Annotated in this window: 25 protein-coding genes, 1 pseudogene and 1 riboswitch; of the genes and pseudogenes, 15 read left to right on the forward strand and 11 right to left on the reverse strand. The window is 70.6% G+C overall.

The annotated features are described in order from the left end of the window. Positions 1-155: 155 nt before the first annotated feature. Positions 156-1,124 carry a diacylglycerol kinase family protein gene (locus GHR20_RS12515; RefSeq protein ID WP_111584749.1) on the forward strand — a complete coding sequence of 323 codons (969 nt, stop codon included), beginning with the start codon at positions 156-158 and terminating at the stop codon, positions 1,122-1,124. 321 nt (positions 1,125-1,445) lie between these two features. Next, positions 1,446-1,703, forward strand: a complete 258-nt coding sequence (locus GHR20_RS12520) for a WhiB family transcriptional regulator (protein WP_003992873.1) — start codon at positions 1,446-1,448, stop codon at positions 1,701-1,703. 278 nt (positions 1,704-1,981) lie between these two features. On the opposite strand, the gene GHR20_RS12525 is transcribed toward GHR20_RS12520, so the two are convergent. Continuing rightward, positions 1,982-3,448, reverse strand: coding sequence for a PAS domain-containing sensor histidine kinase (locus GHR20_RS12525; RefSeq protein ID WP_111584750.1), 1,467 nt, complete (start codon positions 3,446-3,448; stop codon positions 1,982-1,984). Between the two features lie 508 nt (positions 3,449-3,956). On the opposite strand from GHR20_RS12525, the gene nagB reads away from it, so the two are divergent. The 6 genes from nagB (at position 3,957) to GHR20_RS12555 (ending at position 11,503) form a co-directional block, all read left to right on the forward strand. After that, positions 3,957-4,742: a glucosamine-6-phosphate deaminase gene (nagB, locus tag GHR20_RS12530; RefSeq protein ID WP_148027789.1), complete on the forward strand. Its 786-nt coding sequence runs from the start codon at positions 3,957-3,959 to the stop codon at positions 4,740-4,742. A 182-nt stretch (positions 4,743-4,924) separates the two neighbouring features. Beyond that, positions 4,925-5,689, forward strand: coding sequence for a GntR family transcriptional regulator (locus GHR20_RS12535; protein ID WP_111584752.1), 765 nt, complete (start codon positions 4,925-4,927; stop codon positions 5,687-5,689). A 148-nt stretch (positions 5,690-5,837) separates the two neighbouring features. Continuing rightward, the gene (locus GHR20_RS12540; RefSeq protein WP_111584753.1) at positions 5,838-6,101 is read left to right on the forward strand and encodes a DUF3311 domain-containing protein; all 264 of its coding nucleotides are present in this window, start codon (positions 5,838-5,840) and stop codon (positions 6,099-6,101) included. Beyond that, on the forward strand, positions 6,098-7,726 hold the full coding sequence (locus GHR20_RS12545) for a sodium:solute symporter family protein (protein ID WP_111584754.1): 1,629 nt from the start codon (positions 6,098-6,100) through the stop codon (positions 7,724-7,726). The genes GHR20_RS12540 and GHR20_RS12545 overlap by 4 nt, the downstream gene beginning before the upstream one ends. A 148-nt stretch (positions 7,727-7,874) precedes the next feature. Continuing rightward, a riboswitch (cobalamin riboswitch) is annotated at positions 7,875-8,010 on the forward strand. A 122-nt stretch (positions 8,011-8,132) separates the two neighbouring features. After that, positions 8,133-10,490 (forward strand): ribonucleoside-diphosphate reductase subunit alpha, encoded by a 2,358-nt coding sequence (locus GHR20_RS12550; RefSeq protein ID WP_111584755.1) that lies wholly within the window; start codon positions 8,133-8,135, stop codon positions 10,488-10,490. Continuing rightward, on the forward strand, positions 10,490-11,503 hold the full coding sequence (locus tag GHR20_RS12555; protein ID WP_111584756.1) for a ribonucleotide-diphosphate reductase subunit beta: 1,014 nt from the start codon (positions 10,490-10,492) through the stop codon (positions 11,501-11,503). The genes GHR20_RS12550 and GHR20_RS12555 overlap by 1 nt, the downstream gene beginning before the upstream one ends. Here the strand turns inward: GHR20_RS12555 and GHR20_RS37490 are convergent. After that, positions 11,416-11,622 (reverse strand): hypothetical protein, encoded by a 207-nt coding sequence (locus GHR20_RS37490; RefSeq protein ID WP_237520498.1) that lies wholly within the window; start codon positions 11,620-11,622, stop codon positions 11,416-11,418. The genes GHR20_RS12555 and GHR20_RS37490 overlap by 88 nt on opposite strands. A 125-nt stretch (positions 11,623-11,747) precedes the next feature. On the opposite strand from GHR20_RS37490, the gene GHR20_RS12565 reads away from it, so the two are divergent. Beyond that, entirely contained in the window at positions 11,748-12,710 is a 963-nt protein-coding gene (locus GHR20_RS12565) for a helix-turn-helix domain-containing protein (RefSeq protein ID WP_111584758.1), read from the forward strand. A 68-nt stretch (positions 12,711-12,778) separates the two neighbouring features. Here the strand turns inward: GHR20_RS12565 and GHR20_RS12570 are convergent, their stop codons facing one another. The 8 genes from GHR20_RS12570 to GHR20_RS12605 form a co-directional block, all read right to left on the reverse strand. Beyond that, positions 12,779-14,152: a cytochrome P450 gene (locus tag GHR20_RS12570; RefSeq protein WP_153813216.1), complete on the reverse strand. Its 1,374-nt coding sequence runs from the start codon at positions 14,150-14,152 to the stop codon at positions 12,779-12,781. Continuing rightward, positions 14,149-15,234 (reverse strand): epi-isozizaene synthase, encoded by a 1,086-nt coding sequence (cyc1, locus tag GHR20_RS12575; protein WP_148027793.1) that lies wholly within the window; start codon positions 15,232-15,234, stop codon positions 14,149-14,151. Before cyc1 ends, GHR20_RS12570 begins: the two co-directional genes overlap by 4 nt. A 289-nt stretch (positions 15,235-15,523) precedes the next feature. Continuing rightward, the gene (gene def / locus GHR20_RS12580; protein ID WP_153813217.1) at positions 15,524-16,174 is read right to left on the reverse strand and encodes a peptide deformylase; all 651 of its coding nucleotides are present in this window, start codon (positions 16,172-16,174) and stop codon (positions 15,524-15,526) included. A 72-nt stretch (positions 16,175-16,246) separates the two neighbouring features. Beyond that, complete coding sequence (locus GHR20_RS12585) at positions 16,247-17,227, reverse strand: hypothetical protein (protein WP_111584863.1); 981 nt, start codon at positions 17,225-17,227, stop codon at positions 16,247-16,249. A 218-nt stretch (positions 17,228-17,445) separates the two neighbouring features. Continuing rightward, positions 17,446-17,769 (reverse strand): mycothiol system anti-sigma-R factor, encoded by a 324-nt coding sequence (gene rsrA, locus GHR20_RS12590; protein ID WP_111584762.1) that lies wholly within the window; start codon positions 17,767-17,769, stop codon positions 17,446-17,448. Further along, the gene (sigR, locus tag GHR20_RS12595; protein WP_153813218.1) at positions 17,766-18,461 is read right to left on the reverse strand and encodes an RNA polymerase sigma factor SigR; all 696 of its coding nucleotides are present in this window, start codon (positions 18,459-18,461) and stop codon (positions 17,766-17,768) included. Before sigR ends, rsrA begins: the two co-directional genes overlap by 4 nt. 255 nt (positions 18,462-18,716) lie before the next feature. After that, on the reverse strand, positions 18,717-19,343 hold the full coding sequence (locus GHR20_RS12600) for an alpha/beta family hydrolase (RefSeq protein ID WP_153813219.1): 627 nt from the start codon (positions 19,341-19,343) through the stop codon (positions 18,717-18,719). 9 nt (positions 19,344-19,352) lie between these two features. Next, a complete protein-coding gene (locus tag GHR20_RS12605; protein WP_153813220.1) occupies positions 19,353-20,168 on the reverse strand; it encodes an SOS response-associated peptidase in 816 nt (271 codons plus the stop codon). A gap of 50 nt (positions 20,169-20,218) precedes the next feature. Here GHR20_RS12605 and GHR20_RS12610 point away from each other — a divergent pair, with 50 nt between their 5' ends. The 4 genes and pseudogenes from GHR20_RS12610 to GHR20_RS12625 all read left to right on the forward strand — a co-directional run bounded on the left by GHR20_RS12610 (position 20,219) and on the right by GHR20_RS12625 (position 23,803). Beyond that, on the forward strand, positions 20,219-20,941 hold the full coding sequence (locus GHR20_RS12610) for a M50 family metallopeptidase (protein WP_111584766.1): 723 nt from the start codon (positions 20,219-20,221) through the stop codon (positions 20,939-20,941). 95 nt (positions 20,942-21,036) lie between these two features. Further along, positions 21,037-22,376: pseudogene (aroA, locus tag GHR20_RS12615) on the forward strand (3-phosphoshikimate 1-carboxyvinyltransferase). A 9-nt stretch (positions 22,377-22,385) separates the two neighbouring features. Next, entirely contained in the window at positions 22,386-23,396 is a 1,011-nt protein-coding gene (gene rsgA / locus GHR20_RS12620; protein WP_153813221.1) for a ribosome small subunit-dependent GTPase A, read from the forward strand. A gap of 83 nt (positions 23,397-23,479) precedes the next feature. Further along, positions 23,480-23,803 (forward strand): multidrug efflux SMR transporter, encoded by a 324-nt coding sequence (locus tag GHR20_RS12625; protein WP_111584769.1) that lies wholly within the window; start codon positions 23,480-23,482, stop codon positions 23,801-23,803. 33 nt (positions 23,804-23,836) lie between these two features. Here the strand turns inward: GHR20_RS12625 and GHR20_RS12630 are convergent, their stop codons facing one another. Then, on the reverse strand, positions 23,837-24,430 hold the full coding sequence (locus tag GHR20_RS12630) for a TetR/AcrR family transcriptional regulator (protein WP_153813222.1): 594 nt from the start codon (positions 24,428-24,430) through the stop codon (positions 23,837-23,839). Positions 24,431-24,623: 193 nt separating this feature from the next. Here GHR20_RS12630 and hisN point away from each other — a divergent pair, with 193 nt between their 5' ends. Beyond that, positions 24,624-25,424, forward strand: coding sequence for a histidinol-phosphatase (gene hisN / locus GHR20_RS12635; protein ID WP_111584864.1), 801 nt, complete (start codon positions 24,624-24,626; stop codon positions 25,422-25,424). Positions 25,425-25,573: 149 nt separating this feature from the next. Next, on the forward strand, positions 25,574-25,981 hold the full coding sequence (locus tag GHR20_RS12640; RefSeq protein WP_111584771.1) for a CBS domain-containing protein: 408 nt from the start codon (positions 25,574-25,576) through the stop codon (positions 25,979-25,981). The last annotated feature ends 73 nt before the right edge of the window (positions 25,982-26,054 follow it).

A 26,054-nucleotide genomic window follows, 5' to 3' on the forward strand; every position in this document is an offset into this window, starting at 1 on the left:
AGGGTAGCCGTCGGCGGAGGCGGGCCGGGGGTGGGCTCGGTCACCGGTGGCCGCCCACGGGTGCGGGCTCACGCCCTCCCCTCTTGCCCTGTCCGTCTTACCCGATCCCTACCTCGGCCTGGGCCCGGTACCGCCGGGTAGGTACGCTGACGTGCATGCGTGCTCTCCTCGTGGTCAATCCGGCGGCAACCACCACAAGCGCACGCAGGCGTGATGTGCTGACCCACGCGCTCGCCAGCGAGATGAAGCTGGAGGCGGTCACCACCGAGTACCGCGGGCACGCCCGGGACCTGGGCCGGCAGGCCGCGGAGAGCGACGACATCGACATGGTGGTGGCCCTCGGCGGCGACGGCACCGTCAACGAGGTGGTCAACGGGCTGCTGCACGCGGGCCCCGATCTGGACCGGCTGCCCGGCCTCGCCGTCGTACCCGGCGGATCGACCAATGTCTTCGCCCGCGCCCTCGGCCTGCCCAACGATCCCGTCGAGGCCACCGGCGCTCTGCTGGACGCGCTGCGGGAGAAGCGGGAGCGGGTGGTGGGCCTCGGCCTCGCCTCCGGCACCCCCGGTACCGAGGACGAAGGGGTCCCGGCCCGCTGGTTCACCTTCAACGCGGGGCTCGGTTTCGACGCCGGTGTCGTCGGCCGGGTCGAGCAGCAGCGCGAGCTCGGCAAGAAGTCGACGCACGCGCTCTATGTGCGGCAGGTGATCCGGCAGTTCCTCGGCGAGGCCAATCGCCGGCACGGCCTGATCACACTGGAGCGGCCCGGCGAGGACCCGATCGAGGAACTTGTTGTCGCCATAGTCTCGAACACGTCCCCTTGGACGTATCTCGGCAATCGCCCCATGTACACATCGCCTAAGGCTTCGTTCGACACGGGCATCGACGTATTGGGTCTCAGCCGCCTCTCGACGGCCTCGGTTGCCCGGTATGGCACCCAGTTGCTCACTTCGTCCCCCGAGCGCGGACCCCATGGCAGGCATGCGTTCCCCCTCCATGATCTGGACCGCTTCACCTTGCATTCGAAGGCTCCCCTGCCGCTCCAGATGGACGGTGACCACCTGGGGCTGCGCAGAAGCGTGACGTTCACAGGCGTACGCCGCGCACTGCGTGTGATTGTGTGAGCGGAAGAGGCGAAAGTCCTTTCACTCGAACGTTTAGGCCAGGATCCACCCCATGGAAGTACGGCTGTGACCCAGTCGACACCGAGGAATCAAAAAAAACTTTCCGGAAGGGGTTGTATCCGCCGCTGAGGTTTGCGAGTCTCTACGTGGCGATCGGGACGGCCCCCAAACACCGGCCTCCACTGATCACCGGAACCCCTCTTCATACCAAGGACCCCGCCGGGGAAGACTCGGCGTTCGGCCCTTCACTTGTCGAGGGATTCGTGAAAGCGTTCACATTCACAAGCAACTTGCACGTAATACCAAGGAGAGGTAGCAGCCATGGACTGGCGTCACAACGCCGTTTGCCGCGAGGAAGACCCCGAGCTCTTCTTCCCCATCGGCAACACCGGTCCTGCGCTGCTGCAGATCGAGGAAGCCAAGGCCGTCTGCCGCCGCTGCCCGGTGATCGAGCAGTGTCTGCAGTGGGCGCTTGAGTCCGGCCAGGACTCCGGCGTCTGGGGTGGCCTCAGCGAGGACGAGCGTCGCGCAATGAAGCGCCGTGCCGCCCGCAACCGGGCCCGTCAGGCATCCGCCTGACACACCCACCCCAGCTGACAGCCTGAGCTTGGCGGCGCGTGCATCGAGCACGCATCTCCCGCCCCCGAGCAGCAGCGCGCAGTATCCCCCCGATGCCGCCAGCGAACAGCAGCGCAGCAACGAGCACAAGCCTCGGACCAATGACGGTCCGGGGCTTTTTGCTGCCCTGGCCCGGGTCCCGGACTGGACCTCGGGCCAGGTCCCGGGCCGCGTCCCGCCGGCCTTCACACCCGCCACCATTGGTCCATACCAACGCCCCCTCCCCCGGGGGCCGTTGACTACTTCTGCGCGCGCACCGGGATGTCCAGGATCACCCTCGTCCCCCGCTCCGGCGCCGGGACCATGTCGAACGTGCCGCCCAACTCGCCCTCCACCAGGGTCCGTACGATCTGGAGCCCCAGGTTGCCCGAGCGGTGCGGGTCGAAGCCCTCGGGCAGGCCGACCCCGTCGTCCTGGACGGTGACGAGGAGGCGGGCCTCCTTGGTGCTGCCGCCGCGCACCGCCGACACCTCCACCGTGCCGGTCTCGCCCTCGCGGAAGCCGTGCTCCAGGGCGTTCTGGAGCACCTCGGTGAGCACCATCGACAGCGGGGTCGCCACCTCGGCGTCGAGTATCCCGAAGCGCCCGCTGCGCCGGCCGGTCACCTTGCCCGGCGAGATCTCGGCGACCATCGACAGCACCCGGTCGGCGATGTCGTCGAACTCCACCCGCTCGTCCAGGTTCTGGGAGAGCGTCTCGTGCACGATGGCGATGGAGCCGACCCGGCGCACCGCCTCCTCCAGCGCCGCGCGCCCGCGTTCGGAGTCGATCCGCCGGGCCTGGAGCCGCAACAGGGCGGCCACCGTCTGGAGATTGTTCTTCACCCGGTGGTGGATCTCCCGGATGGTCGCGTCCTTGGTGATCAACTCGCGCTCGCGGCGGCGCAGTTCGGTGACGTCCCGGCACAGCACCAGCGCGCCGATCCGGGTGCCCTTGGGCTTGAGCGGGATGGACCGGAACTGGATCACCCCGTCGGGCGACTCGATCTCGAACTCGCGCGGCGCCCAGCCGCTGGCCACCTTGGCCAGCGCCTCGTCCACCGGACCCCGGGTCGGGGCGAGTTCGGCGGTGGTCTGCCCGAGGTGGTGTCCGACCAGGTCGGCGGCGAGGCCGAGGCGGTGGTAGGCGGACAGCGCGTTCGGGGAGGCGTACTGGACGATGCCGTCGGCGTCCAGCCGGATCAGGCCGTCGCCGACGCGCGGCGAGGCGTCCATGTCGACCTGCTGGCCGGGGAAGGGGAAGGACCCGGCCGCGATCATCTGGGCGAGGTCGGAGGCGCTCTGGAGGTAGGTCAGCTCCAGCCGGCTCGGGGTGCGCACGGTGAGCAGATTGGTGTTGCGGGCGATCACCCCGAGGACCCGGCCCTCGCGGCGCACGGGGATGGACTCGACCCGTACGGGGACCTCTTCGCGCCACTCCGGGTCGCCCTCGCGCACGATCCGGCCCTCGTCCAGCGCCACGTCCAGCATGGGCCGCCGGCCGCGCGGCACCAGATGGCCGACCATGTCGTCCTGGTAGGAGGTGGGACCGGTGTTGGGACGCATCTGGGCGACCGAGACGTACCGGGTGCCGTCCCGGGTGGGGACCCACAGGACCAGATCGGCGAAGGAGAGGTCGGAGAGCAGCTGCCACTCCGAGACCAGCAGGTGGAGCCACTCGAGATCGGAGTCGTCGAGGGCGGTGTGCTGGCGGACCAGCTCGTTCATGGAGGGCACGATGGCGAGCGTACCCGCGGGCCTCGGCACGGCCGAAAAACACCCGCGGGCCGCGGCGCCTGGAAGGGACCCTCAACCCTCCCGGCACCGCAGCCCGGAGCATCATCGGCCGTGGGGTGTGCGGTCCCGGTCGGCCGAAGGCCGAGGAGCCGGGGCAGTCAGGGCAGAGAGCGCCGGTTCCTCGATCCGCCTTCCTGTGCGGGGAAGACGGGGCTTGTTCGCTTCGTACTGTCCGCCCGCGTGTCACCGCGCACCGCCGGCTCGAACAGTCTCTTCGATTGTGGACTAGACCATGGGGCGTGTCCATGCCCGGACGGGCATGCGCGGCCCATGGCACTCGATGCCACGCAGCCTAGCCCGCCCGGGTCGACCATGGGGACAGAAGGCGCCGGCAATTTCCGTGGCCCGGCCACCGAGGCATCGGCGCGGGAGGCCCGCTCTGTTAGATTGGTCTAAACCACATAGACGCACGAGCCCTCTCCAGAACGGCAGGCCCAGCGTGGAAGTTGTCATCGTTCCGGACGCCGCGACGGGTGGCGAGCTGATCGCCGAGGCCATGGCGCAGCTGCTGCGACGCAAGCCCGACGCCCTGCTCGGCGTCGCCACCGGCTCCACCCCGCTCCCCGTCTACCAGGCCCTTTCCGCCAAGGTGCGCGCCGGCGCCGCGGACCCCGCGCGGGCCCGGATAGCCCAGCTCGACGAATACGTGGGGCTGCCCGCCGAGCACCCCGAGTCCTACCGCTCGGTGCTGCGCCGCGAGGTGCTGGAGCCGCTGGGCATCGGCATGGACTCCTTCCTCGGTCCCGACGGCACGGCGAAGGACGTACAGGCGGCGTGTGAGGCGTACGACCGCGCGCTCGCCGCGGCCGGCGGGGTGGACCTCCAGCTGCTCGGGATCGGCACCGACGGGCACATCGGGTTCAACGAGCCCTGCTCCTCGCTCGCCTCCCGCACCCGGATCAAGACCCTGACCGAGCAGACCCGCGTGGACAACGCGCGCTTCTTCGACGGCGAGATCGAGCAGGTCCCGCACCACGTCATCACCCAGGGCATCGGCACCATCCTGGAGGCCCGGCACCTGGTGCTGCTCGCGACCGGCGAGGGCAAGGCGGACGCGGTCGCGGCGACCGTCGAGGGTCCGGTGGCGGCCGTGTGCCCGGCCTCGGCGCTGCAACTGCACCCGCACGCCACCGTCGTCGTGGACGAGCCGGCCGCCGCCAAGCTGAAGCTGGCGGACTACTTCCGGCACACCTACGCGAACAAGCCGGAGTGGCAGGGGATCTAGCCCGGCCGGACCCGGTGCCCACGGGACCCCTGTTGGACTAGACCAGCTCGGGTCCCGACGGTATACAGAGGGGATCACGGAGCGTGCGGGCGGAGTCCTGACACAGTAAGCCGTGCCACGATGTGAGCCGTGGCCGATGGGATGTCGGTCGCTTTCGGCATCCGGAGCCGGGAAGGCGGAGCATGAGCACCGATGTCAGCAGTGCGGAGAACGAGGCCGGCACGACCGTCCGTACCGCGCGCGTGCCGAAGTACTACCGCCTGAAGAAGCACCTGCTCGACATGACGGAGACGCAGGCACCCGGCACGCCGGTGCCGCCCGAGCGCACGCTGGCCGCCGAGTTCGACACCTCCCGCACCACCGTCCGCCAGGCCCTCCAGGAACTGGTCGTGGAGGGCCGCCTGGAGCGCATCCAGGGCAAGGGCACCTTCGTCGCCAAGCCCAAGGTCTCCCAGGCGCTCCAGCTCACCTCCTACACCGAGGACATGCGCGCCCAGGGCCTGGAGCCGACCTCGCAGCTGCTGGACGTCGGCTACATCACCGCGGACGACCGGCTCGCCGAGCTGCTCGACATCTCCGCCGGCGGCCGGGTGCTGCGCATCGAGCGGCTGCGGATGGCCAACGGCGAGCCCATGGCCATAGAGACCACCCATCTGTCCGCCAAGCGCTTCCCCGCGCTGCGCCGTTCGCTGGTGAAGTACACGTCCCTCTACACCGCGCTCGCCGAGGTGTACGACGTCCATCTCGCCGAGGCCGAGGAGACCATCGAGACCTCGCTGGCCACCCCGCGCGAGGCCGGTCTGCTCGGTACGGACGTCGGGCTGCCGATGCTGATGCTCTCCCGGCACTCGCTGGACCGCGCGGGTCAGCCGGTCGAGTGGGTCCGCTCGGTCTACCGCGGCGACCGGTACAAGTTCGTGGCCCGCCTCAAGCGCCCGATGGACTAGGCGGGGGCGCGGGGGCGCGTCCGGAGGCGTTCGCTCCTTCGCCGAATCGATACACACGGCTTGAGACGGGGTCTTCCACCAACTGGATACCGTCACCTAGATTGCCTGCGCATTACACAGGTGATCAGCGAGGGGACGGAGCCGCAGCATGTCAGAAACGCCCGAAGTGCAACCACCGGTGGTGACACCGCTGCGCGTGGTCATCGGCATGTGTCTCGTCGCGCCGTTCGTGGCGATGCTGTGGGTCGGCTCCTACGCGAAGACGGACCCGGCGTTCATCGGGATCCCGTTCTTCTACTGGTACCAGATGCTCTGGGTGCTGATCTCCACCGCGCTCACCATGACCGCGTACAAGCTCTGGCAGCACGACCAGCGCTCCCGCCGTGACGCGCAGGGGGGTGCCGCGAAGTGAAGACCGGGGTCAACGGCGTCGCACTGGGCGTCTTCATCTTCTTCTTCCTGGCCGTCACGGTCCTGGGCTTCCTCGCCGCGCGCTGGCGCCGGGCCGAGAACGAGCACACGCTGGACGAATGGGGCCTGGGCGGCCGGTCGTTCGGCACCTGGATCACCTGGTTCCTGCTCGGCGGCGACCTGTACACGGCCTACACCTTCGTGGCCGTGCCCGCGGCGATCTACGCGGCGGGCGCGTCCGGCTTCTTCGCGGTGCCGTACACGATCCTGGTGTACCCGCTGATCTTCACCTTCCTGCCGCGGCTGTGGTCGGTCTCGCACCGCCACGGCTACGTCACCACCTCCGACTTCGTGCGCGGCCGCTTCGGCTCGAAGGGGCTGTCGCTCGCGGTGGCGGTGACCGGCATCCTGGCGACGATGCCGTACATCGCGCTCCAGCTCGTCGGCATCCAGGCGGTGCTGGACGTGATGGGCGTCGGCGGCGGCGAGCACACCAACGGGTTCGTGAAGGACCTGCCGCTGCTCATCGCGTTCGCGGTGCTCGCGGCGTACACGTACTCCTCGGGTCTGCGGGCGCCCGCCCTGATCGCGTTCGTCAAGGACGCGCTGATCTACATCGTGATCGGTGTGGCGATCATCTACATCCCGATCAAGCTGGGCGGGTTCGACGACATCTTCGCCAAGGCGGCCCACGCGTTCAGCCAGGTCAACCCGGCCACCGGCAAGCCGCGCGGGGCGCTCGCGCCGGCGCCTGCCGGACAGTGGACGTACGCCACGCTGGCGCTCGGTTCCGCGCTCGCGCTGTTCATGTACCCGCACTCGATCACCGCGACGCTCTCCTCCAAGAGCCGTAACGTGATCCGGCGCAACACCACGATCCTGCCGCTGTACTCCCTGATGCTGGGCCTGCTGGCGCTGCTCGGCTTCATGGCGATCGCGGCCGGGGTGAAGGTCACCAACGGGCAGCTGGCGATCCCGCAGCTGTTCGAGGACATGTTCCCGGACTGGTTCGCCGGTGTGGCCTTCGCGGCGATCGGCATCGGCGCGCTGGTGCCCGCGGCGATCATGTCGATCGCGGCGGCGAACCTGTTCACGCGCAACATCTACAAGGACTTCATCAAGCCGGACGCCACGCCGAAGCAGGAGGCGCAGGTCTCCAAGATCGTGTCGCTGCTGGTGAAGGTCGGCGCGCTGATCTTCGTGCTCGGCATGGACAAGACGGTCGCGATCAACTTCCAGCTGCTCGGCGGCATCTGGATCCTGCAGACCTTCCCGGCCCTGGTCGGCGGTCTGTTCACGCGCTGGTTCCACCGCTGGGCGCTGCTCGCGGGCTGGGCGGCCGGCATGATCTACGGCACCCTCGCCGCCTACGGGGTCGCCTCGCCGACGCAGAAGCACTTCGGCGGCTCCGCCGACGACATCCCGGGCATCGGCCAGATCGGCTACATCGGCATGACGGCCTTCGTCCTCAACGTCCTCGTCACGGTCGTCCTGACCGTCGTCCTGAAGGCCGTGAAGGCCCCCGAGGGCATCGACGAGACCCGTCCGGAGGACTACACGGCGGACGCCGGCGACCCGGGCGTGGCGGTCGAACTGCCGCCCGCCACGGCGGGCAGCGCTCACTAGCGCGGCGCCCGGGGACACGGGCGACCAAGGGCGGGCCGGCGGCGCCGAGGGCGTCGGCGGCCCGTTTCGCGTGCCCCTCGCGCCCCGTTTCGCATACCCCTCGTAGACACACGGTGACACAACATCTGGGGGTGGCATTCCGGCCCGGCACTAGATGTATGCTCATGGTCGCTGTCGTCGCAGGGGAATCCGGTGCGAATCCGGAACTGTCCCGCAACGGTGTACTTGTGCGTATCCGCGCACGGGGATCAGTCCGAGGACCTGCCGGCAGCGCACCCGGCCCACCGGTCCGGGTGCTCTGAGACGTCCGGGCCTCGCGGAGTGGGCCGGTGGACGCGACGCCGTGTGCGCTCGTGACTGCCCCTGCCCTCCGCCTGGCCCCGTGCCGAGCGAGGGAGAGCCCCACGTGACCATCGCGCCAGCCGAACCGGCTTCAGCCCAGGGCCTGGAGAACGACGGTCCCGGTACCGCGCTGCTGCGGACCCTGACCGAGCTGACCGCGGACCTCCCCGACGCCGATCCCGGCCGGGTCGCCGCCGCCGCGCTGCGCGGCCGCTCGGCCCGCGCCGACGAGGCGGAGCTGCGCGAGCTCGCGACCGAGGCCGCGGCCGGCCTGATCTCCGAGGACCCCGCGTACTCGCGGCTCGCCGCCCGGCTGCTGACCATCTCCATCCGCGCCGAGGCCGCCTCGCAGGGCGTGACGTCCTTCACCGAGTCGGTCGCCGTCGGTCACCGCGAGGGGCTCATCGCCGACCGGACGGCCGAGTTCGCCCGGATCCACGCCGCCCGGCTCGACAACCTGATCGACCGCGCCGCCGACGACCGCTTCGGCTACTTCGGCCTGCGCACCCTGCACAGCCGCTATCTGCTGCGCCACCCGATCACCCGTCAGGTCATCGAGACACCCCAGCACTTCATGCTGCGCGTCGCCGCCGGCCTCGCCGAGGACGACTCGGCCCGCGCCGTGGACGAGGTCGCCGCGCTCTACGGCCTGATGAGCCGGCTCGACTACCTGCCCTCCTCCCCCACGCTGTTCAACTCGGGCACCCGGCACCCCCAGATGTCGTCCTGCTACCTCCTCGACTCCCCGCTGGACGAGCTGGACTCCATCTACGACCGCTACCACCAGGTCGCCCGGCTCTCCAAGCACGCCGGCGGCATCGGTCTGTCGTACTCCCGTATCCGCGCCCGCGGTTCGCTGATCCGCGGCACCAACGGGCACTCCAACGGCATCGTGCCGTTCCTGAAGACGCTGGACGCCTCGGTGGCCGCGGTGAACCAGGGCGGCCGGCGCAAGGGCGCGGCCGCGGTGTACCTGGAGACCTGGCACTCCGACCTGGAGGAGTTCCTGGAGCTGCGGGACAACACCGGTGAGGACGCCCGCCGTACGCACAACCTGAACCTCGCGCACTGGGTGCCGGACGAGTTCATGCGCCGGGTCAACGCCGACGGGCAGTGGTCGCTGTTCTCCCCGGCGGACGTGCCCGAGCTGGTGGACCTGTACGGCGCGGAGTTCGACGCCGCCTACCGCGAGGCGGAGCGCAGGGGCCTGGCGAAGAAGACCATGCCGGCCCGCGAGCTGTACGGCCGCATGATGCGCACCCTCGCGCAGACCGGCCAGGGCTGGATGACGTTCAAGGACGCCGCCAACCGCACCGCCAACCAGACCGCCGAGCCGGGCCAGGTCATCCACTCCTCCAACCTCTGCACGGAGATCCTGGAGGTCACCAACGACGGCGAGACGGCGGTCTGCAACCTGGGCTCCGTCAACCTGGGTGCCTTCGTCGTCGACGGGGACATCGACTGGGCGCGCCTGGACGAGACCGTCCACACCGCCGTCACCTTCCTCGACCGCGTCGTGGACATCAACTTCTACCCGACCGAGCAGGCGGGCCGCTCCAACGCCAAGTGGCGCCCGGTGGGCCTCGGCGCGATGGGTCTCCAGGACGTCTTCTTCAAGCTGCGGCTGCCCTTCGACTCCCCCGAGGCGAAGGCGCTGTCCACGAAGATCGCCGAGCGGATCATGCTCGCCGCGTACGAGGCGTCCACCGACCTCGCCGAGCGCAGCGGCCCGCTGCCGGCCTGGGAGCAGACCCGGACCGCGCGCGGTGTGCTGCACCCCGACCACTACGGCGTCCAGGAGACCTGGCCGGAGCGCTGGGCGGCGCTGCGGACCCGGATGGCGAAGGTCGGCCTGCGCAACTCGCTGCTGCTGGCGATCGCGCCGACGGCCACCATCGCCTCCATCGCGGGGGTCTACGAGTGCATCGAGCCGCAGGTGTCCAACCTGTTCAAGCGCGAGACGCTGTCCGGTGAGTTCCTCCAGGTCAACTCCTACCTGGTGCAGGACCTGAAGGACCTGGGCGTCTGGGACGGGCGCACCCGGGAGGCGCTGCGCGAGTCCAACGGCTCGGTGCAGGGCTTCGCGTGGATCCCCGAGGAGGTGCGGGCGCTGTACCGCACCGCGTGGGAGATCCCGCAGCGCGGGCTGATCGACATGGCGGCGGCGCGCACCCCGTTCCTGGACCAGGCGCAGTCCCTGAACCTGTTCATGGAGACGCCGACGATCGGCAAGCTCTCCTCGATGTACGCGTACGCCTGGAAGTCCGGGCTGAAGACGACGTACTACCTGCGCTCGCGTCCGGCGACCCGGATCGCCCGCGCCGCCCAGGCGCAGAAGACCATCCCCGTCCAGCAGGTCGCCGACCCCGACGCCGTCGCCTGCTCCCTGGAAAACCCCGAGTCCTGCGAGGCATGCCAGTAATGTCCACCCGTAACCAGAACCTGCTCGACCCGGGCTTCGAACTGACCCTGCGTCCGATGCGCTACCCGGACTTCTACGAGCGCTACCGGGACGCCATCAAGAACACCTGGACCGTGGAGGAGGTCGACCTCCACTCGGACGTCGCCGACCTCGCGAAGCTGAGCCCGGCCGAGCAGCACCTGATCGGCCGCCTGGTCGCGTTCTTCGCGACGGGTGACTCGATCGTCGCCAACAACCTGGTGCTGACGCTGTACAAGCACATCAACTCCCCCGAGGCGCGGCTCTACCTGAGCCGTCAGCTGTTCGAGGAGGCGGTGCACGTCCAGTTCTATCTGACGCTGCTGGACACCTACCTGCCCGACCCGGAGGACCGCACGGCGGCCTTCGCGGCGGTCGAGAACATCCCCTCGATCCGCGAGAAGGCCGAGTTCTGCTTCAAGTGGATCGACTCGGTGGACAAGATCGACCGGCTGGAGTCGAAGGCGGACCGCCGGCGCTTCCTGCTCAACCTGATCTGCTTCGCCGCGTGCATCGAGGGCCTGTTCTTCTACGGCGCCTTCGCGTACGTCTACTGGTTCCGCAGCCGGGGTCTGCTGCACGGCCTCGCCACCGGCACCAACTGGGTGTTCCGCGACGAGACGATGCACATGTCCTTCGCCTTCGACGTGGTCGACACCGTCCGCAAGGAGGAGCCGGAGCTGTTCGACGACCAGCTCCAGCAGGAGGTCACCGACATGCTGCGGGAGGCCGTCGAGGCCGAGCTGCAGTTCGCGCGCGACCTGTGCGGTGACGGCCTCCCGGGCATGAACACCGACTCCATGCGGCAGTACCTGGAGTGCGTGGCCGACCAGCGCCTGTCCCGGCTGGGCTTCGCGCCGGTCTACGGCTCGGAGAACCCCTTCTCCTTCATGGAGCTCCAGGGTGTTCAGGAGCTGACCAACTTCTTCGAGCGCCGCCCGTCGGCGTACCAGGTGGCGGTGGAGGGCACCGTCGACCTGGACGAGGACTTCTGAGCCTCCTTCCCGTGGGCCTCCTGGGCCTTCCTGATCTGCCGGTCGATGCGCCGCTCGCGCAGGATGCCGAGTACGGAGGGAAGGACCAGGAGGACGAGGATCCCGAGGGTCGCGGTCATTCCGATCATGCCTTGGATCTGATTTCCGGTCATGCCACCACTGTCCTGCCGGACACTGCTGACCGGGAGTGGCAGGACTGCCGGACACCCTCGAATTACTGCCACCGCTGAGGCACACTGGGGCCATGCTCAAGAACGTGGCCGCCGTGCTGCTGAACGGAGTGCACCCCTTCGAGCTGGGCGTCGTGTGCGAGGTGTTCGGCATCGACCGCAGCGACGAGGGGCTGCCGGTGTACGACTTCGCCGTGGTCTCGGCCGAGGGGCCCGACCTCGGCACCCACTGCGGCTTCACCCTGTCCACGCCGCACGGTCTGGAGCGGCTGGAAGAGGCCGATCTGATCGCCGTACCGGCCGGTGAGAGCTATGTGGACCGGGACTATCCGCCCGAGCTGCTCGCGGCGCTGCGGCGGGCCGTCGAGCGGGGCGCCCGGGTGCTCAGCGTCTGTTCCGGGGTGTTCATGCTGGCCGCCGCCGGGCTGCTGGACGGGCGCCGGTGCGCGGTGCACTGGCACCACGCCGAGGAGCTGGCCCGGCGCTACCCGCGGCTCGCCGTCGAGCCGGACGTGCTCTATGTGGACGAGGACCCGGTGATCACCTCCGCCGGTACCGCGGCCGGCATCGACGCCTGTCTGCATCTGGTGCGCAAGGAGCAGGGTCCCGAGGTCGCCAACAAGATCGCCCGCCGGATGGTGGTGCCCCCGCACCGGGACGGCGGCCAGGCCCAGTACATCGAACGGCCGCTGCCCAAGGCCCCGTGCGACACCGTCGGCGAGGTGCTGGTGTGGATGGAGGAGCACCTCGGTCTGGAGGTGACCGTCGAACAGCTCGCCGCCCGCGCCCATATGGCGCCGCGCACCTTCGCCCGCCGTTTCCAGCAGGAGACCGGGACCACGCCGTACCGCTGGATCCTGCGCCAACGGGTGCTGCGCGCCCAGGAGTTGCTGGAGGGCACGGACGAGACGGTGGACGCGATCGCCGCGCGCACCGGATTCGGTACGGCGGCCGCGCTGCGCCATCAGTTCGTGCGGGCGCTCGGGACCACCCCGAACGCCTACCGGCGCGCGTTCCGGGGCCCGCAGGCCGCCTGAACACGCGCCGGTAGCGGCATCCGCTCCTGGCGTCACCCGGCGCCTCTCACCGGTGTGTCACCGGTGTCTCACCAGGGCAGCGGCCGCAGCCGCAGGTTGTCCGGGCGCAGCGTGATGCCCACCCGGACGCTGTCGTCGTAGTCCTCGGCCGGTTCGAAGCGGTACTTCGCCGTGATCGCCGCGGTGATCAGGCTCAGCTGGGCCATGGAGAAGTGGTCGCTGGGGCACTTGCGGTTGCCGACGCTGAAGGGGCTCATCGCGTACTTCGGCACCTCCTTGGCCCGTTCCGGAAGCCAGCGGTCCGGGTCGAAGTCGAGATGGCGGTCGTACGAGCGGGCGTCGCGCTGAATGGCGTACGGGCTGTAGATGATGTCGGCACCGGCCGGAATGCGATACTCCCCTAGCGCGGTGTCGGCGGTCGCCCGGCGCGTCAGAATCCATACGGCGGGGCGCAGCCGGATGGCCTCCAGGATCACATTGTTGGTGTGCCTGAGGGAGCGGACGTGCTCGAATCCGACGGGCCGGCCGCCGGTCACGGATTCGACCTCGGCGCGCACCTTCTCGGCATGCTCCGGGTGTTCCGCGAGCGCCTGGAGCAGCCACATGATCGTGGACGCGATCGTTTCGGCGCCGGGGGTGATAATCGCGACGACCTGGTCGTGGATCTCCTGTTCCCCGATGGGCTCCCCATTGTCGTCCTTCGCCTCCAGCAATGCCGTCAGCAAATCGTCCGGCTTTTGACCAGATGCCCTCCGCTCGGCGACGATCTCGTCCACCAGCAGATGCAAATCGGCCAATGCGCGGTTGAATTCACGGTTGGCCGGAAACGGCAGCTTGTACAGAGGCCCCAGCGGCACCACCATCCTGCGGTACATACCGCGGAAGACGGTGGCGAGGTCGGTGCTCAGCCGCTCCGCGCGCTCGTCCATGAACTCGCCGCGCAGCAGGCAGCGGGCGGCCATGCGCACGGCCACCCGGAAGGACTCCGAGGTGCAGTCGATGGGGGTGCCGGGGCGCCAGCGCTCGGTCAGCGCGTGCGCCTCCTCCTCCATGATCGGGCCGTAGTCCGGTATGGCGTCCATCCGGAACGCGGGCTGCATGGTGCGCCGCTGGCGGCGGTGGAGCGGGCCGTTGGCAGTGGCCACGCCCTCCTTGCCGAGCAGGCCCTCCAGCGACTCCCACACCGGGCCGTCGATCTTGAAGTCGGGGCTGAGGGCGAGCGCGCCCGTCAGCTCCGGGGTGGTGACGGCGTACACGGTCTTGGGGCCGAGCCTGAGGCGCACGATGTCGCCGTGGGCGCGCAGCGAGGACATGAAGTCCAGCGGGTCGCGCACCAGCTTGAGGCCGTGCCCGAAGACCGGGACGGCACCGCCGGCCAGGGGTGGTTCACGCAGCTGTGCCGGGGCGACGGAGGTCTCGGGCTGCACGGACTCTACGGTCATTTCTCACCTGCCGCTTCGTTGGTGACATACGGGGGTGTGGAGCGGTCGGCCCAACTGTCCACCATGTAACGGCCGGACTCGTGGTGGAACCAGTAGACCGAGCTGAACCAGTTGCGCATATTGCCGACGCAGGTACGGACGGCGACACTCAATTCCTTGCCGCGTACCGATCCGTCGGCCAGTGCATCCGCGAACCGGAGTACTTCGCGTTCGGCCGCGAGGAATTCGTCGATGCATGTCTCGACGCGCCGCCTGAGATTGTTCACCGCCTCTTCGAGAGTCAACCCCTCGTAGGTGATGAGACTGATTCCGAGATTATGGACCTCATCGCCCGCGATTTCCTTCGGGAGTGAGCACAGATCGTTGTACCAGGCGGCGAATTCCTGACTGAGCAGGGCGGCCCGGCGATAGGCGGGGTTTTTCCTTACGGCATCGGGGAGTTCGCATCCTGCACTGGGTTCGAGAAGGTCGGTCCAGATCCAGTGCGCGAAGGTGAGCCGGCGCAGGGCGAGATACTCCTCGACGCCGGGCACATATCCTTGGATGCGATTGCGGAATTCACGGTCGTACGCCTCGATGACCGTGTGGAAATGCCGGGCGAAGCGCTGGTTCCAGGTGTCCGGCAGGAAGCCGTAGAGCCGCAGCACACTGTCGGCGAACCCGGCGACCAGCGGGTCCGGGTGGTGCAGATGGTGCCTGGGTGCGTCGAGGGCCGCGTGCAGCCGGTGGCGCAGCCGCCGCCAGTCGCCCGGGCGGGCGTGCACGATGTCGCGGTCGTGCCGGTCGTCCCAGACGAAGAACCAGGCGCTGTAGTCCGCTATGGCCTGGAGCACCTCGTCGCGGGCGTCCGTGTAGTAGCCCGCCATCAGGTCGGTGTAGCGCAGATCGTCGGCGAACTCCCGCACCTTGTCTTCCGGCATCAGCCGCTTTTCCAGCAGCCACAGCCGGGTCTTCTCCTGGAGCCGCGGCCAATACGGGTGCAGTCGCCGGGGAAAGCCGGACTCGATCACCGGGAGTGCCAGCGAGGGTGGTACCACGACCGCCGTCGTCGTCTCCGTGGTGCTGTGTGGGAAAGCTTGCACAGAACAAACCCCTCTCAGCCGCCGGATACGCACCCGCTCGGGTGGGACCGGTGCGTCTCGTTACCTATCCCGCAGTTCCCATTCAGCACCACAACTGACCGTCGTGGGAACGGATTTGCGCCCCTCACTACCCCATGGTGCCGAGATTCCTCCCCTGCGTGACTGATTAATGATCACCGGCACCATAAAAACGACCATTTGTGCGACGCACTGATGAGCGAAGAAGGGCAAGAAGAAGGGCGCCGGGCCGGGAGTGATCCCGGCCCGGCGCCCAACGGTCCTGCGAAACCTAGTCGTTGGCGACCACGGGGTAACGCGGCTCGTTCTCGCCCATCTGCCGCAGCGCGTCCTTGCGGTCGCGCTTGGACAGCCGGTCGATGTAGAGGTAGCCGTAGAGGTGGTCGGTCTCGTGCTGCAAACACCGAGCGAAGTATCCGGTGCCGCGGACCTTGACCGGGTTGCCCCGCTCGTCCTGGCCGGTCACCTCGGCGTAGTCGGGGCGCGCCAGCTCGGCGTAGGCCCCGGGCACCGACAGGCAGCCCTCGTTGTTGTCGTCGAGCCGGCGCCGCTCGGCGGGCAGGTCGACCAGCTTCGGGTTGCACACCACGCCCACGTGCCGGGCGCCCTCGTCGTCCTGGCAGTCGTAGACGAAGACCTTCAGATCGACGCCGATCTGGTTGGCGGCCAGGCCCACGCCTTCGGCGGTGCGCTGGCTGGCGAACATGTCGGCGACCAGCTGCCGCAGCTCCTCGCCGAACTCGGTGACGTCCCTGCACTCCTTGTGCAGCACCGGGTTGCCGACGACCGTGATCGGCCGCGAGGTGCCGCTCTCCCGCCAGGCCGTCTCGCGCCCCTCGCAGTCCTCCGTGTCCACGACATAGCCCTCGTCGTCGACGGGGAGCACGCCCGCGTGCTGCTGATCGGTGTCCTGCTGCGCCATGACCGACGTACGCCTTCCTGCAAGCCTGGAAAATTCTGCGTGTACAGCCTAAAGGGGCCGGTCACCCGCTGCTCAGCAAACCTCTTCCAGATCCCGCCAGTCCCGCGAATCCGGGCTGTCGGCGACCCATCCGTCCAGCAGCCCCCGCACCAGCGAGGGCGGCGCGGCCACCCCGCACTCCCGCTCCGGCACCCACAGCTGCCCGTCCGTGCGGTGGCCCAGGGGGCCCGGGTGGCCGGGTTCGCTGTGGTCGTGGGGGTCCAGGTGCTCCCCCTCGCCCTCGTCGGACGGCATCCGGGACTCGCTGCACATCCGGCACAGCAGCCGCACCGAGGACGACCAGTCCTCCGCCGCGAACCCGGCGTCCGCGGCCAGCTGCTCCAGCGCGTCCCGGTCCGCCTCGGTGGCCGCCTCCAGGAGGACCACCCAGGTGGGCACGGGCGAGGGCGCCCACAGCTCGATCTCGTCGAAGACGGGGTAGCTGTGCCCGGCGGACGTGGTGCGCTCCCCGTGCGGGACCCCGTCGTGCAGGACGACCTCGCCCCAGCGCCGCCCCGAGGAGGGCAGCGGGATGGACAGCACCTCGATGCGCGCGGGGTCCAGCCGGCGGCCCCACACCACCTCGGCCTCGCCCTCCGGGGAAAGCCGTACGGCCGCGCTGCCCAGCTCCATGCCGAGGGGTTCCCCGGCGGCGGTCGCGCCCCCGGGCACCTTCAGGCCGTACGCCTGCCAGGCGCGGCGGGCCAGCGGCCAGTCCTGGAGGGCAGTCGCGGCGATGCCCACGTTCCACCAGTCGGGGGCGCCGGTCTCGCGGTCGAGCAGGGCGACGGCGCGCAGTCCGGCGGCGCGGGCCTGCTCCCAGTCGTGCCGGAACTTGTGCAGCAGCGCGAGGTTGAACCAGGACTCCGACAGCCAGGGTTCCAGGTCGGCGGCGCGGGTCAGCAGTTCGCCCGCGTCCTCGTACCGGCCGTCGCCGATGAGCGTGAACGCGCGGTCGGTGGCCTGCCGCCAGGAGGCGGAGGGCCGGTGCCGTACCTTGCCGAAGATCCTCACGATTCCCGCCTGCCAGTTCCAGTTCCGCACAGTGGGCTGGCTTGTGCCCCCAGGCGCCCTCTCCCTCGCATCCAACCACGTGCGGTGGGAACGGCGCTCATTACCCATGGGTTACCCAGGTGCGGGCGGGATCAGACAGTGCCGTACGTCTCGCCCGTGCCGACGGCGGAGCCGGGCGGGCCCGACGGGGAGGTGCGGGGCGCGTGCGGCGCGTGGGCTCAGTTGTCCTGGGCCGTGGAGGTGACGTCGCCGGCCGTGGTGGTGATGTCGTGGTCGGGCGCGGGCTGTCCGGAGCGGATCAGGTCCAGTCGTCCCATGACCTTGGCGCGCAGGTCCGCGGGCACGTCGTCATGCCCGCAGCAGCGCTTGACCAGCTTCTTCACGGCCTCTTCCAGGCCGTACTTCTCCAGGCACGGCGAGCACTCCTCGAAGTGGTGCCGGAACTTGTCGCGGTCGACGTCCGGCATCTCGCTGTCGAGGAACTCGTACAGATGGTCCAGGACCTCACCGCAGTCCGTCTCGTGCGGCTCTCCGCAGCTCATGAGCCCGAGCCTTTCGCTTCGTCCGACTCTCCGGCGCCCGCCGGGACCAGCCCGCGCTCACGGGCGTAGTCCTCGAGCATGCCGCGCAGTTGACGGCGGCCCCGGTGCAGCCGGGACATCACCGTACCGATGGGTGTCCCCATGATGTCCGCGATCTCCTTGTAGGCAAACCCCTCCACATCCGCGAGATACACGGCGATGCGGAACTCCTCGGGGATCGCCTGGAGCGCTTCCTTCACATCCGAGTCGGGCAGATGGTCGAGGGCCTGCGACTCGGCGGAGCGCAGCCCCGTCGACATGTGCGACTCGGCTCGGGCGAGCTGCCAGTCCTCGATCTCCTCGGCGGCGGAGCGCTGGGGCTCACGCTGCTTCTTGCGGTACGAGTTGATGAAGGTGTTGGTGAGAATCCGGTACAGCCACGCCTTGAGGTTGGTGCCCTCGCGGAACTGGTGGAAGGAGGCGTATGCCTTGGCGTACGTCTCCTGCACGAGGTCCTCGGCGTCGGCCGGGTTGCGCGTCATGCGCAGGGCGGCCGAGTACATCTGGTCGAGGAATTCGAGCGCGTCCCGCTCGAAGCGCGCGCTGCGCTCCGCGGCCGACTCGGCGGACGCCGCCGCGCTCGTGCCCCGGCCCTCGGGCTCTTCCGCCCGGCCGTTGTCGGTCCCCGCGTCGGTCCCTGTGACCGGACCCACCTCCTCAAGATCCCGGGCGGGACCGGGAGTGGTCCCACTCGATTCGGAGGATAGAACACGACCCGTACCCGCCGCCCTCGAATTGAGGTGGTCTTCGGCGCGTGGAGCACCGTCCAGTCCAGCTCAGCGCCGGTCTGGCGGGCCGGGCAGATGGTCGAACCCATGCGGCGGACTTCCCTTCCCACGACGTCGGTGCCGAGACCTCAGCACTCCTGTGCGTCACAACAGCGCTGCGGCGCGCAGCATTCCCGGGGGTCACGCGAGTGACGAGGTCCACTCCACGACGGCGTCGGTGATGACTTCCAGGGCCCGTTCCTGGCCGATCCCGGCGCGCTTGGGGACCGCGAAGCCGTGATCCCCGTACGGCACCTCGACCATCCGGAAGCCGCCCTCGGGGAACTCGGCGGGCTTGCCGAAGGGGTCGTTGCCGCCCTGCACCACGAGGGTGGGCACACCGGTGCCGAGGAGTTCGTCCGCGCGGGACTTCTCGGGCCTGCCCGGCGGGTGCAGCGGGAAGCTCAGGGCGAGGACGGCGCGGGCGCCCAGTTCGCGGGCCGTGCGGCAGGCGACGCGGGCGCCGGCGCTGCGGCCGCCGGAGAGCACCGGCAGCTCCATGCCGGCCAGCGCGGGCCAGACCCCGCGCCATCCGGTGTCCAGCGTCTTCGGGGCGGGCGCCACCTTCTTGCCCGCGACCCGCCAGGGCTGTTCGACGAGGGCCACGCTCACCCCGTGCCCGGGCAGCGCCCCGGCGAGCGCCTGGAGGTCGCGCGCCTCGATCCCGCCGCCCGCGCCGTGGCTCAGCGCGAGGACGGCGCGGGGGTCCGTGGCCCGGTGCCAGGTGATGCGGGCGGTTCCGGCGTCGGTCTCGACAATCTCGATCACGCGAGAAGGCTAGAAGAGTGTGCCCTCTTCGGGGGCCTCCAGCTCCTTCAGCAGTTCGGGGCCGTTGTTGCGGACGTTGCTGACGGCGGTGGCGACCGGGTAGGCGCGCATCAGGCCGGGCGGGGGCGGGGCGAGCAGGGCGCGCAGCTCGTCCGGGTCGGTGCGGGAGGGGTCGAGCCAGGCGTCCCAGCGGTCCGGGGTGAGCATCAGCGGCATCCGGGGGTGGATGTCGGCGAGCGAGCGCGGCCCGTCGGCGGGGGCGACGGCCAGCGGGGTCCGCTCGGCCTCCGTGGTGATCACGGAGCAGGTGACCCACCATGCCCGGGGGTGGTCGTCGGGCAGGGTGCGGTCGCGCCAGAACTCGTACAGGCCGGCCATCGCGAACACCGAGCCGTCGGCGGGCAGCACGAAGTACGGCTGCTTGCGGGGCCGCTTCTTGCGGCCCTCGACCTCCAGGTCCCGCTCCTCCTTCCCGGTCACCCACTCGTAGTAGCCGTCGGCGGGCACGACGCAGCGGCGGGCGGCGAAGGCGCGGCGGTAGGACGGCTTCTCGTGCACGGTCTCCGCGCGGGCGTTGATCATCCGGGCGCCGCCCTCGGGGGATGTGGACCAGGAGGGCACCAGTCCCCACCTGAGCGTGCGCAGCTGGCGAACCGGACGCGGGGAGTCCGCGTCTTTCAAGGGACGGTCGAGCACGACGTGGACCTCTTTGGTGGGGGCCACGTTGTAGTCCGGCTCCAGGGTCTCCTCGGGTTCCCACCGCTCGATCCCGAAGGTTCTGGCGAGGTCCTCGGGCCCACGACTGGCTGCATACCGTCCGCACATACGTGCCACACTGCCAGACTCCGCCCGCCACCAGGGAGCCACTCGGACACATGAACAGCCTCGCCGCCCTCGCGCCGTCCGGCCTCTGGGACCGGCTCACCGGTATCCAGCCCGACCCCGATCTGTGGGTGGTGCTCGCCACCCTCGCCGCCGCGCTGGCGGTGGTCGTACCGCATCCGCTGTGGCGGGTGTCGCGCAACGCGATCACCATCGCGCACGAGGGCGGCCACGGGCTGGTCGCCCTGCTCACCGGCCGGCAGCTCACCGGTATCCGGCTGCACTCCGACACCAGCGGGCTCACGGTGAGCCGGGGCAAGCCGTACGGGCTCGGCATGATCCTCACCGCCGCCGCGGGCTACATCGCGCCCTCGCTGCTCGGCCTCGGCGGCGCGGCCCTGCTCGCCGCGGGCCGCATCACGCTGCTGCTGTGGGCGGCCACGGCGCTGCTCGCGGTGATGCTGGTGATGATCCGCAACGCGTACGGCGTGCTCACCGTGGTGCTCGCGGGCGGGGCCTTCCTGCTGGTGTCGTGGCTCGCGGGACCGCAGGTGCAGGCGGCGTTCGCGTACGCGGTGGTGTGGTTCCTGCTGTTCGGGGGCGTACGACCGCCGTTCGAGCTCCAGCGCAAGCGGCGCCGGGGCGAGGCCGGCGACTCGGACGCGGACCAGCTGTCCCGGCTGACGCATGTCCCGGCGGCTCTGTGGCTGTTCCTGTTTTACGCCGTGTGCCTGTGCTCGCTGATCGGCGGCGGGCGGTGGCTGCTGGAGGTCTGAGGACACCCGGCCGCCGGGGTCCACGGGCCGTTCGTCCCGGACCGCGGGGCGGTTGCCGGAAGGTTGCGGCCCCGCCCTCCTTATAAAGTGGGCCCATGGCCCCGAACACCGCCTCCTCCGCCCTCTGGCCCGCTCCGCACGCGAGCGGCGCCGTCGACGCCACCGTCCATGTGCCGGGGTCCAAATCGGTCACCAACCGCGCCCTGGTGCTGGCCGCCCTCGCCTCCGAGCCCGGCTGGCTGCGCCGCCCGCTGCGCTCCCGGGACACCCTGCTGATGGCGGAGGCCCTCCGGGCCATGGGCGTGGAGATCGAGGAGACGGTGTCGTCCAGCTCCTCCGTCGCGGGCGGCCCGGACGGCACCGGCGAGGCATGGCGGGTGCTGCCGACCGGCCTGCGCGGCCCGGCCACGGTGGACGTCGGCAACGCGGGGACCGTGATGCGCTTCCTGCCGCCGGTGGCCGCGCTGGCCGACGGCCCCATCCGGTTCGACGGCGACCCGCGGTCGTACGAGCGTCCGCTGCACGGCGTGATCGACGCGCTGCGCCGGCTGGGCGCGCGGATCGACGACGACGGCCGGGGCGCGCTGCCGCTGACCGTGCACGGCGGCGGGGCGCTGGACGGCGGCCCGGTGTCGATCGACGCGTCGTCCTCCTCGCAGTTCGTCTCCGCGCTGCTGCTCTCGGGCCCCCGCTTCAACCAGGGCGTCGAGGTCCGGCACACCGGTACGAGCCTGCCGTCCGTGCCGCACATCCGGATGACGGTGGACATGCTGCGCGCGGTCGGCGCCCAGGTGGACACCCCGGAGTCGGGCGGCGAGCCGAACGTATGGCGGGTGACGCCGGGCGCGCTGCTGGGCCGGGACCTGACGATCGAGCCGGACCTCTCCAACGCGCAGCCCTTCCTGGCGGCGGCGCTGGTGACCGGCGGCAAGGTGGTGATCCCGGACTGGCCGGAGCGCACCACCCAGCCGGGTGACCGGCTGCGCGAGATCTTCACGGAGATGGGCGGCTCCTGCGAACTCACCGAGTCCGGGCTGGTGTTCACCGGCTCCGGCGCGATCCACGGCATCGACGTCGACCTCGGCGACGTCGGCGAGCTGACCCCGGGCATCGCGGCCGTCGCCGCGCTCGCCGACTCCCCTCGACGCTGCGCGGGGTGGCCCATCTGCGGCTGCACGAGACGGACCGGCTCGCCGCGCTCACCAAGGAGATCAACGAACTCGGCGGCGACGTCACGGAGACGGCCGACGGTCTGCACATCCGCCCGCGCACTCTGCACGGCGGCACCTTCCACACCTACGAGGACCACCGCATGGCGACCGCCGGCGCGATCATCGGCCTGGCGGTCGAGGACGTACGCATCGAGAACATCGGGACGACGGCCAAGACCCTGCCGGACTTCCCCGAGCTGTGGACCGGGATGCTCGGGCAGTAGGGACACGCCATGCGCCGCTACGGCAAGCACACCGACGAGGACGACATCCGCACCCGCCCCAACCGCAAGGGCAACCGGCCGCGGACGAACATCCGGCCCAAGCACGAGGACGCGGCCGAGGGGCTGGTCCTGACCGTGGACCGGGGGCGGCTGACCTGCCTGGTGGAGGACCGGGTGGTGATGGCGATGAAGGCGCGGGAGCTGGGCCGCAAGGCGGCGGTGGTCGGGGACCGGGTCATGCTGGTCGGCGATCTGTCCGGCGCGAAGGACACGCTCGCGCGGATCGTGCGCATCCAGGAGCGGGCCTCGGTGCTGCGGCGCACGGCGGACGACGACGATCCCTACGAGCGCGTGGTGGTCGCCAATGCCGACCAGCTCGCGATCGTCACCGCCCTCGCCGACCCCGAACCGCGGCCCCGGCTGATCGACCGCTGCCTGGTCGCGGCGTACGACGGGGGGCTCGAACCCCTGCTGGTGATGACCAAGTCGGACCTGGCCCCGCCGGACAAAATCCTGGAGCTGTACGGCGATCTGGACATCCCGTACGTGGTCACCAGCCGCGAGGAACTGGAGAACGGGGACGCGGCGGACCGGGTGCGGGAGTTCCTCGACGGGCGGATCACCGCGTTCGTGGGGCACTCCGGCGTGGGCAAGACGACCCTGGTGAACGCGCTGGTGCCACCGGAGCGGCGGCGTTCGACGGGGCATGTCAACGCGGTGACGGGGCGCGGCCGGCACACCACCACCTCGGCGCTGGCGCTGCCGCTGGCGGGCGACGACGGCTGGGTGATCGACACTCCGGGCGTCCGGTCGTTCGGCCTGGCGCACATCGATCCGTCCCGGGTCATCAACGCCTTCCCCGACCTGCAACCCGGTACGGCGGACTGCCCGCGCGCGTGCAGCCACGACGAGCCGGACTGCGCGCTGGACGCGTGGGTGGAGGCGGGGCACGCGGACCCGGCGCGGCTGTACTCGCTGCGGCGGCTGCTGGCCACGCGGGAGCGCACGGAAGGCGACTGACCTTCGCGTTGTCGCCCGGCCCACGGTGCGGCACGTGCATAATCGCACCGGGCCGGAGATCCGGATCAACGGGAGGACAGCGCATGGCGTGGCTGCTGGTCATCGTCGCCGGAATGCTGGAGACCGGCTTCGCCGTGTGCCTCAAGCTCTCCCACGGCTTCACCCGCCTGTGGCCGACCATCGCCTTCGCCTCCTTCGCCCTCGGCAGCTTCGGCCTGCTGACCCTCTCCCTGCGCAAGCTCGACGTCGGCCCCGCGTACGCCGTCTGGACCGGCATCGGCGCGACCGGCACGGCGGTCTACGGCATGGTCTTCCTGGGCGACGTGGTCTCCACCCTGAAGCTCGTCTCGATCGGCTTCGTGATCGTGGGGATCATCGGCCTTCAGCTGTCGGGGTCGAGCCACTAGGACCGGCTGTGCGGGGCGCGGCCCGGCCGCCGGTCAGAGCGCCGCGCGGGGTTCGAGTGGCCTGATCAGCGCGGCCACCCCGCCCTCCCCCGGCGGTGCCGCGGCGCAGGAGAGGGCGAGGCGGACGACCAGTTCGCAGGAGCGGGCGAGTTCGACGGTGGCGGTGGGGCCCGTGCCGGGGCCGGACAGCGCGGTGACGGCGCGGTCGCGGACCAGCCCGACGAGTTCGGGGGGCGAGGGGAGCGGCGGTTCCGGTCGGCGCTGCGCCGGTACCGGGGAGGGGTCCCGGGGCGGCGCGGGCAGCCGCGCGCTCCAGCAGCCGGTGAGCAACGCCCGTACCAGCGCGTCGTCCTGAGCCGCGCTCACCGTCCACTCGGCGACGGCGGTGAGCCGCTCCCAGTCGCCGCCGCCGACCGCGAGGGCGCGCTCCACACCGGCGAGATAGCCGTCGGCCGCCCGCCGTACCAGCGCCCGGGCGAGGCCGTCCTTGCCGCCGAACTCGTTGTACAGGGTCTGCCGGGACACGCCCGCCGCCGCGGCCACCTCCACCATGCGCACCGTCGGCCACGGCCGGCGCGCCAGCGCCGCGGAAGCGGCCTCCAGCAAGGATTCCCGGGCAGCGGCCATCGTCGTCTCCCTGGAGTCAACGGCGTTCCGCCCAGATTTGACGGACTTTCGGATGACGTCAAGGGGTCTCCCGCCGGGAGCGGGGGCGCGACCGCCGGCCCCGCCCGCGCCCCCTCGGGCGCCGCGCCGCCCGGTCCGACACGCGCACGCCCCCGGTGGCTCCCGTGCCCGCCGAGCCGATAGCGTGGCGTACATGCCGGACTACCTTGACGACCTCCGTCTCGCCCATGTCCTCGCGGACGCGGCCGACGCCATCACCATGGACCGCTTCAAGGCCCTGGACCTGAAGGTGGAGACGAAGCCGGACATGACGCCGGTGAGCGAAGCGGACAAGGCGGCCGAGGAGCTCATCCGCGGCCAGCTCCAGCGCGCCCGCCCCAGAGACTCGGTCCTCGGCGAGGAGTACGGCGCCGAGGGCAGCGGCCCCCGGCGCTGGGTGATCGACCCGATCGACGGCACCAAGAACTACGTGCGCGGTGTCCCGGTGTGGGCCACGCTGATCTCGCTGATGGAGGCCGGCGAGGGGGGCTACCACCCGGTCGTGGGCCTCGTGTCCGCCCCCGCGCTCAGCCGCCGCTGGTGGGCCGCGAAGGGCCACGGCGCCTTCACCGGCCGCAATCTGACCTCCGCGGGCCGCATCCACGTCTCCGGCGTCAACACCCTCGCGGACGCCTCCTTCGCCTACTCGTCCCTGTCCGGCTGGGAGGAGCAGGACCGTCTCGACGGCTTCCTCGACCTCGGCCGCCAGGTGTGGCGCACCCGCGCGTACGGCGACTTCTGGCCCTACATGATGGTCGCCGAGGGCTCCGTGGACATCTGCGCGGAGCCGGAGCTGTCGCTGTGGGACATGGCCGCCCCCGCCATCGTCGTCACCGAGGCCGGCGGCACCTTCACCGGGCTCGACGGCCGCCCGGGACCGCACAGCGGCAACGCGGCGGCGTCCAACGGTCTGCTGCACGACGAGTTGCTGGGGTATCTCAACCGGCGCCAGTGAGGCAGGCGGGACGCTTGCGCACGCCCCCGGCGGACCACGCGCGCCCTCTTGTTGCCCCGGCCTTGACCTGAGACTCTGAAGTCACCCCCACTTGTGAATTTGTGAATCCGGGGACAAGGTCCCCGGATCCCCAGGAGGTGGCCCCACCCATGCTGGTCCGCGACGCCATGAGCACGGTGATCCTCACCCTCGGCCCCGCCCACACCCTCCGTGAAGCAGCCACATTGATGTCCGCCCGGCGCATCGGCGCCGCCGTGGTCTTCGATCCGGACGCCGGCGGCATCGGCATCCTCACCGAGCGCGACATCCTCAACTCCGTCGGTCTCGGGCAGAACCCCGACACCGAGCGCGCCCATGCCCACACCACGACCGACGTCGTCTTCGCGGCGCCGACCTGGACCCTGGAGGAGGCCGCTCGCGCCATGGCGCACGGCGGCTTCCGGCACCTGATCGTCCTCGACCGGGGCGAGGTGGCCGGGATCGTCTCGGTCCGGGACATCATCCGCTGCTGGTCCCCGGCCCGCGAGAGCGCCGCGCTGGCCCGGGCGGGCTCCTGAGTCCGCCCGACCCCCGGCGCGCGACGTCCCGGACGCGACGAACGGGCCGGACCCCGAGCACCGGGGATCCGGC

This window comes from Streptomyces sp. SUK 48 (assembly GCF_009650765.1).
Taxonomy (GTDB): Bacteria; Actinomycetota; Actinomycetes; order Streptomycetales; family Streptomycetaceae; genus Streptomyces.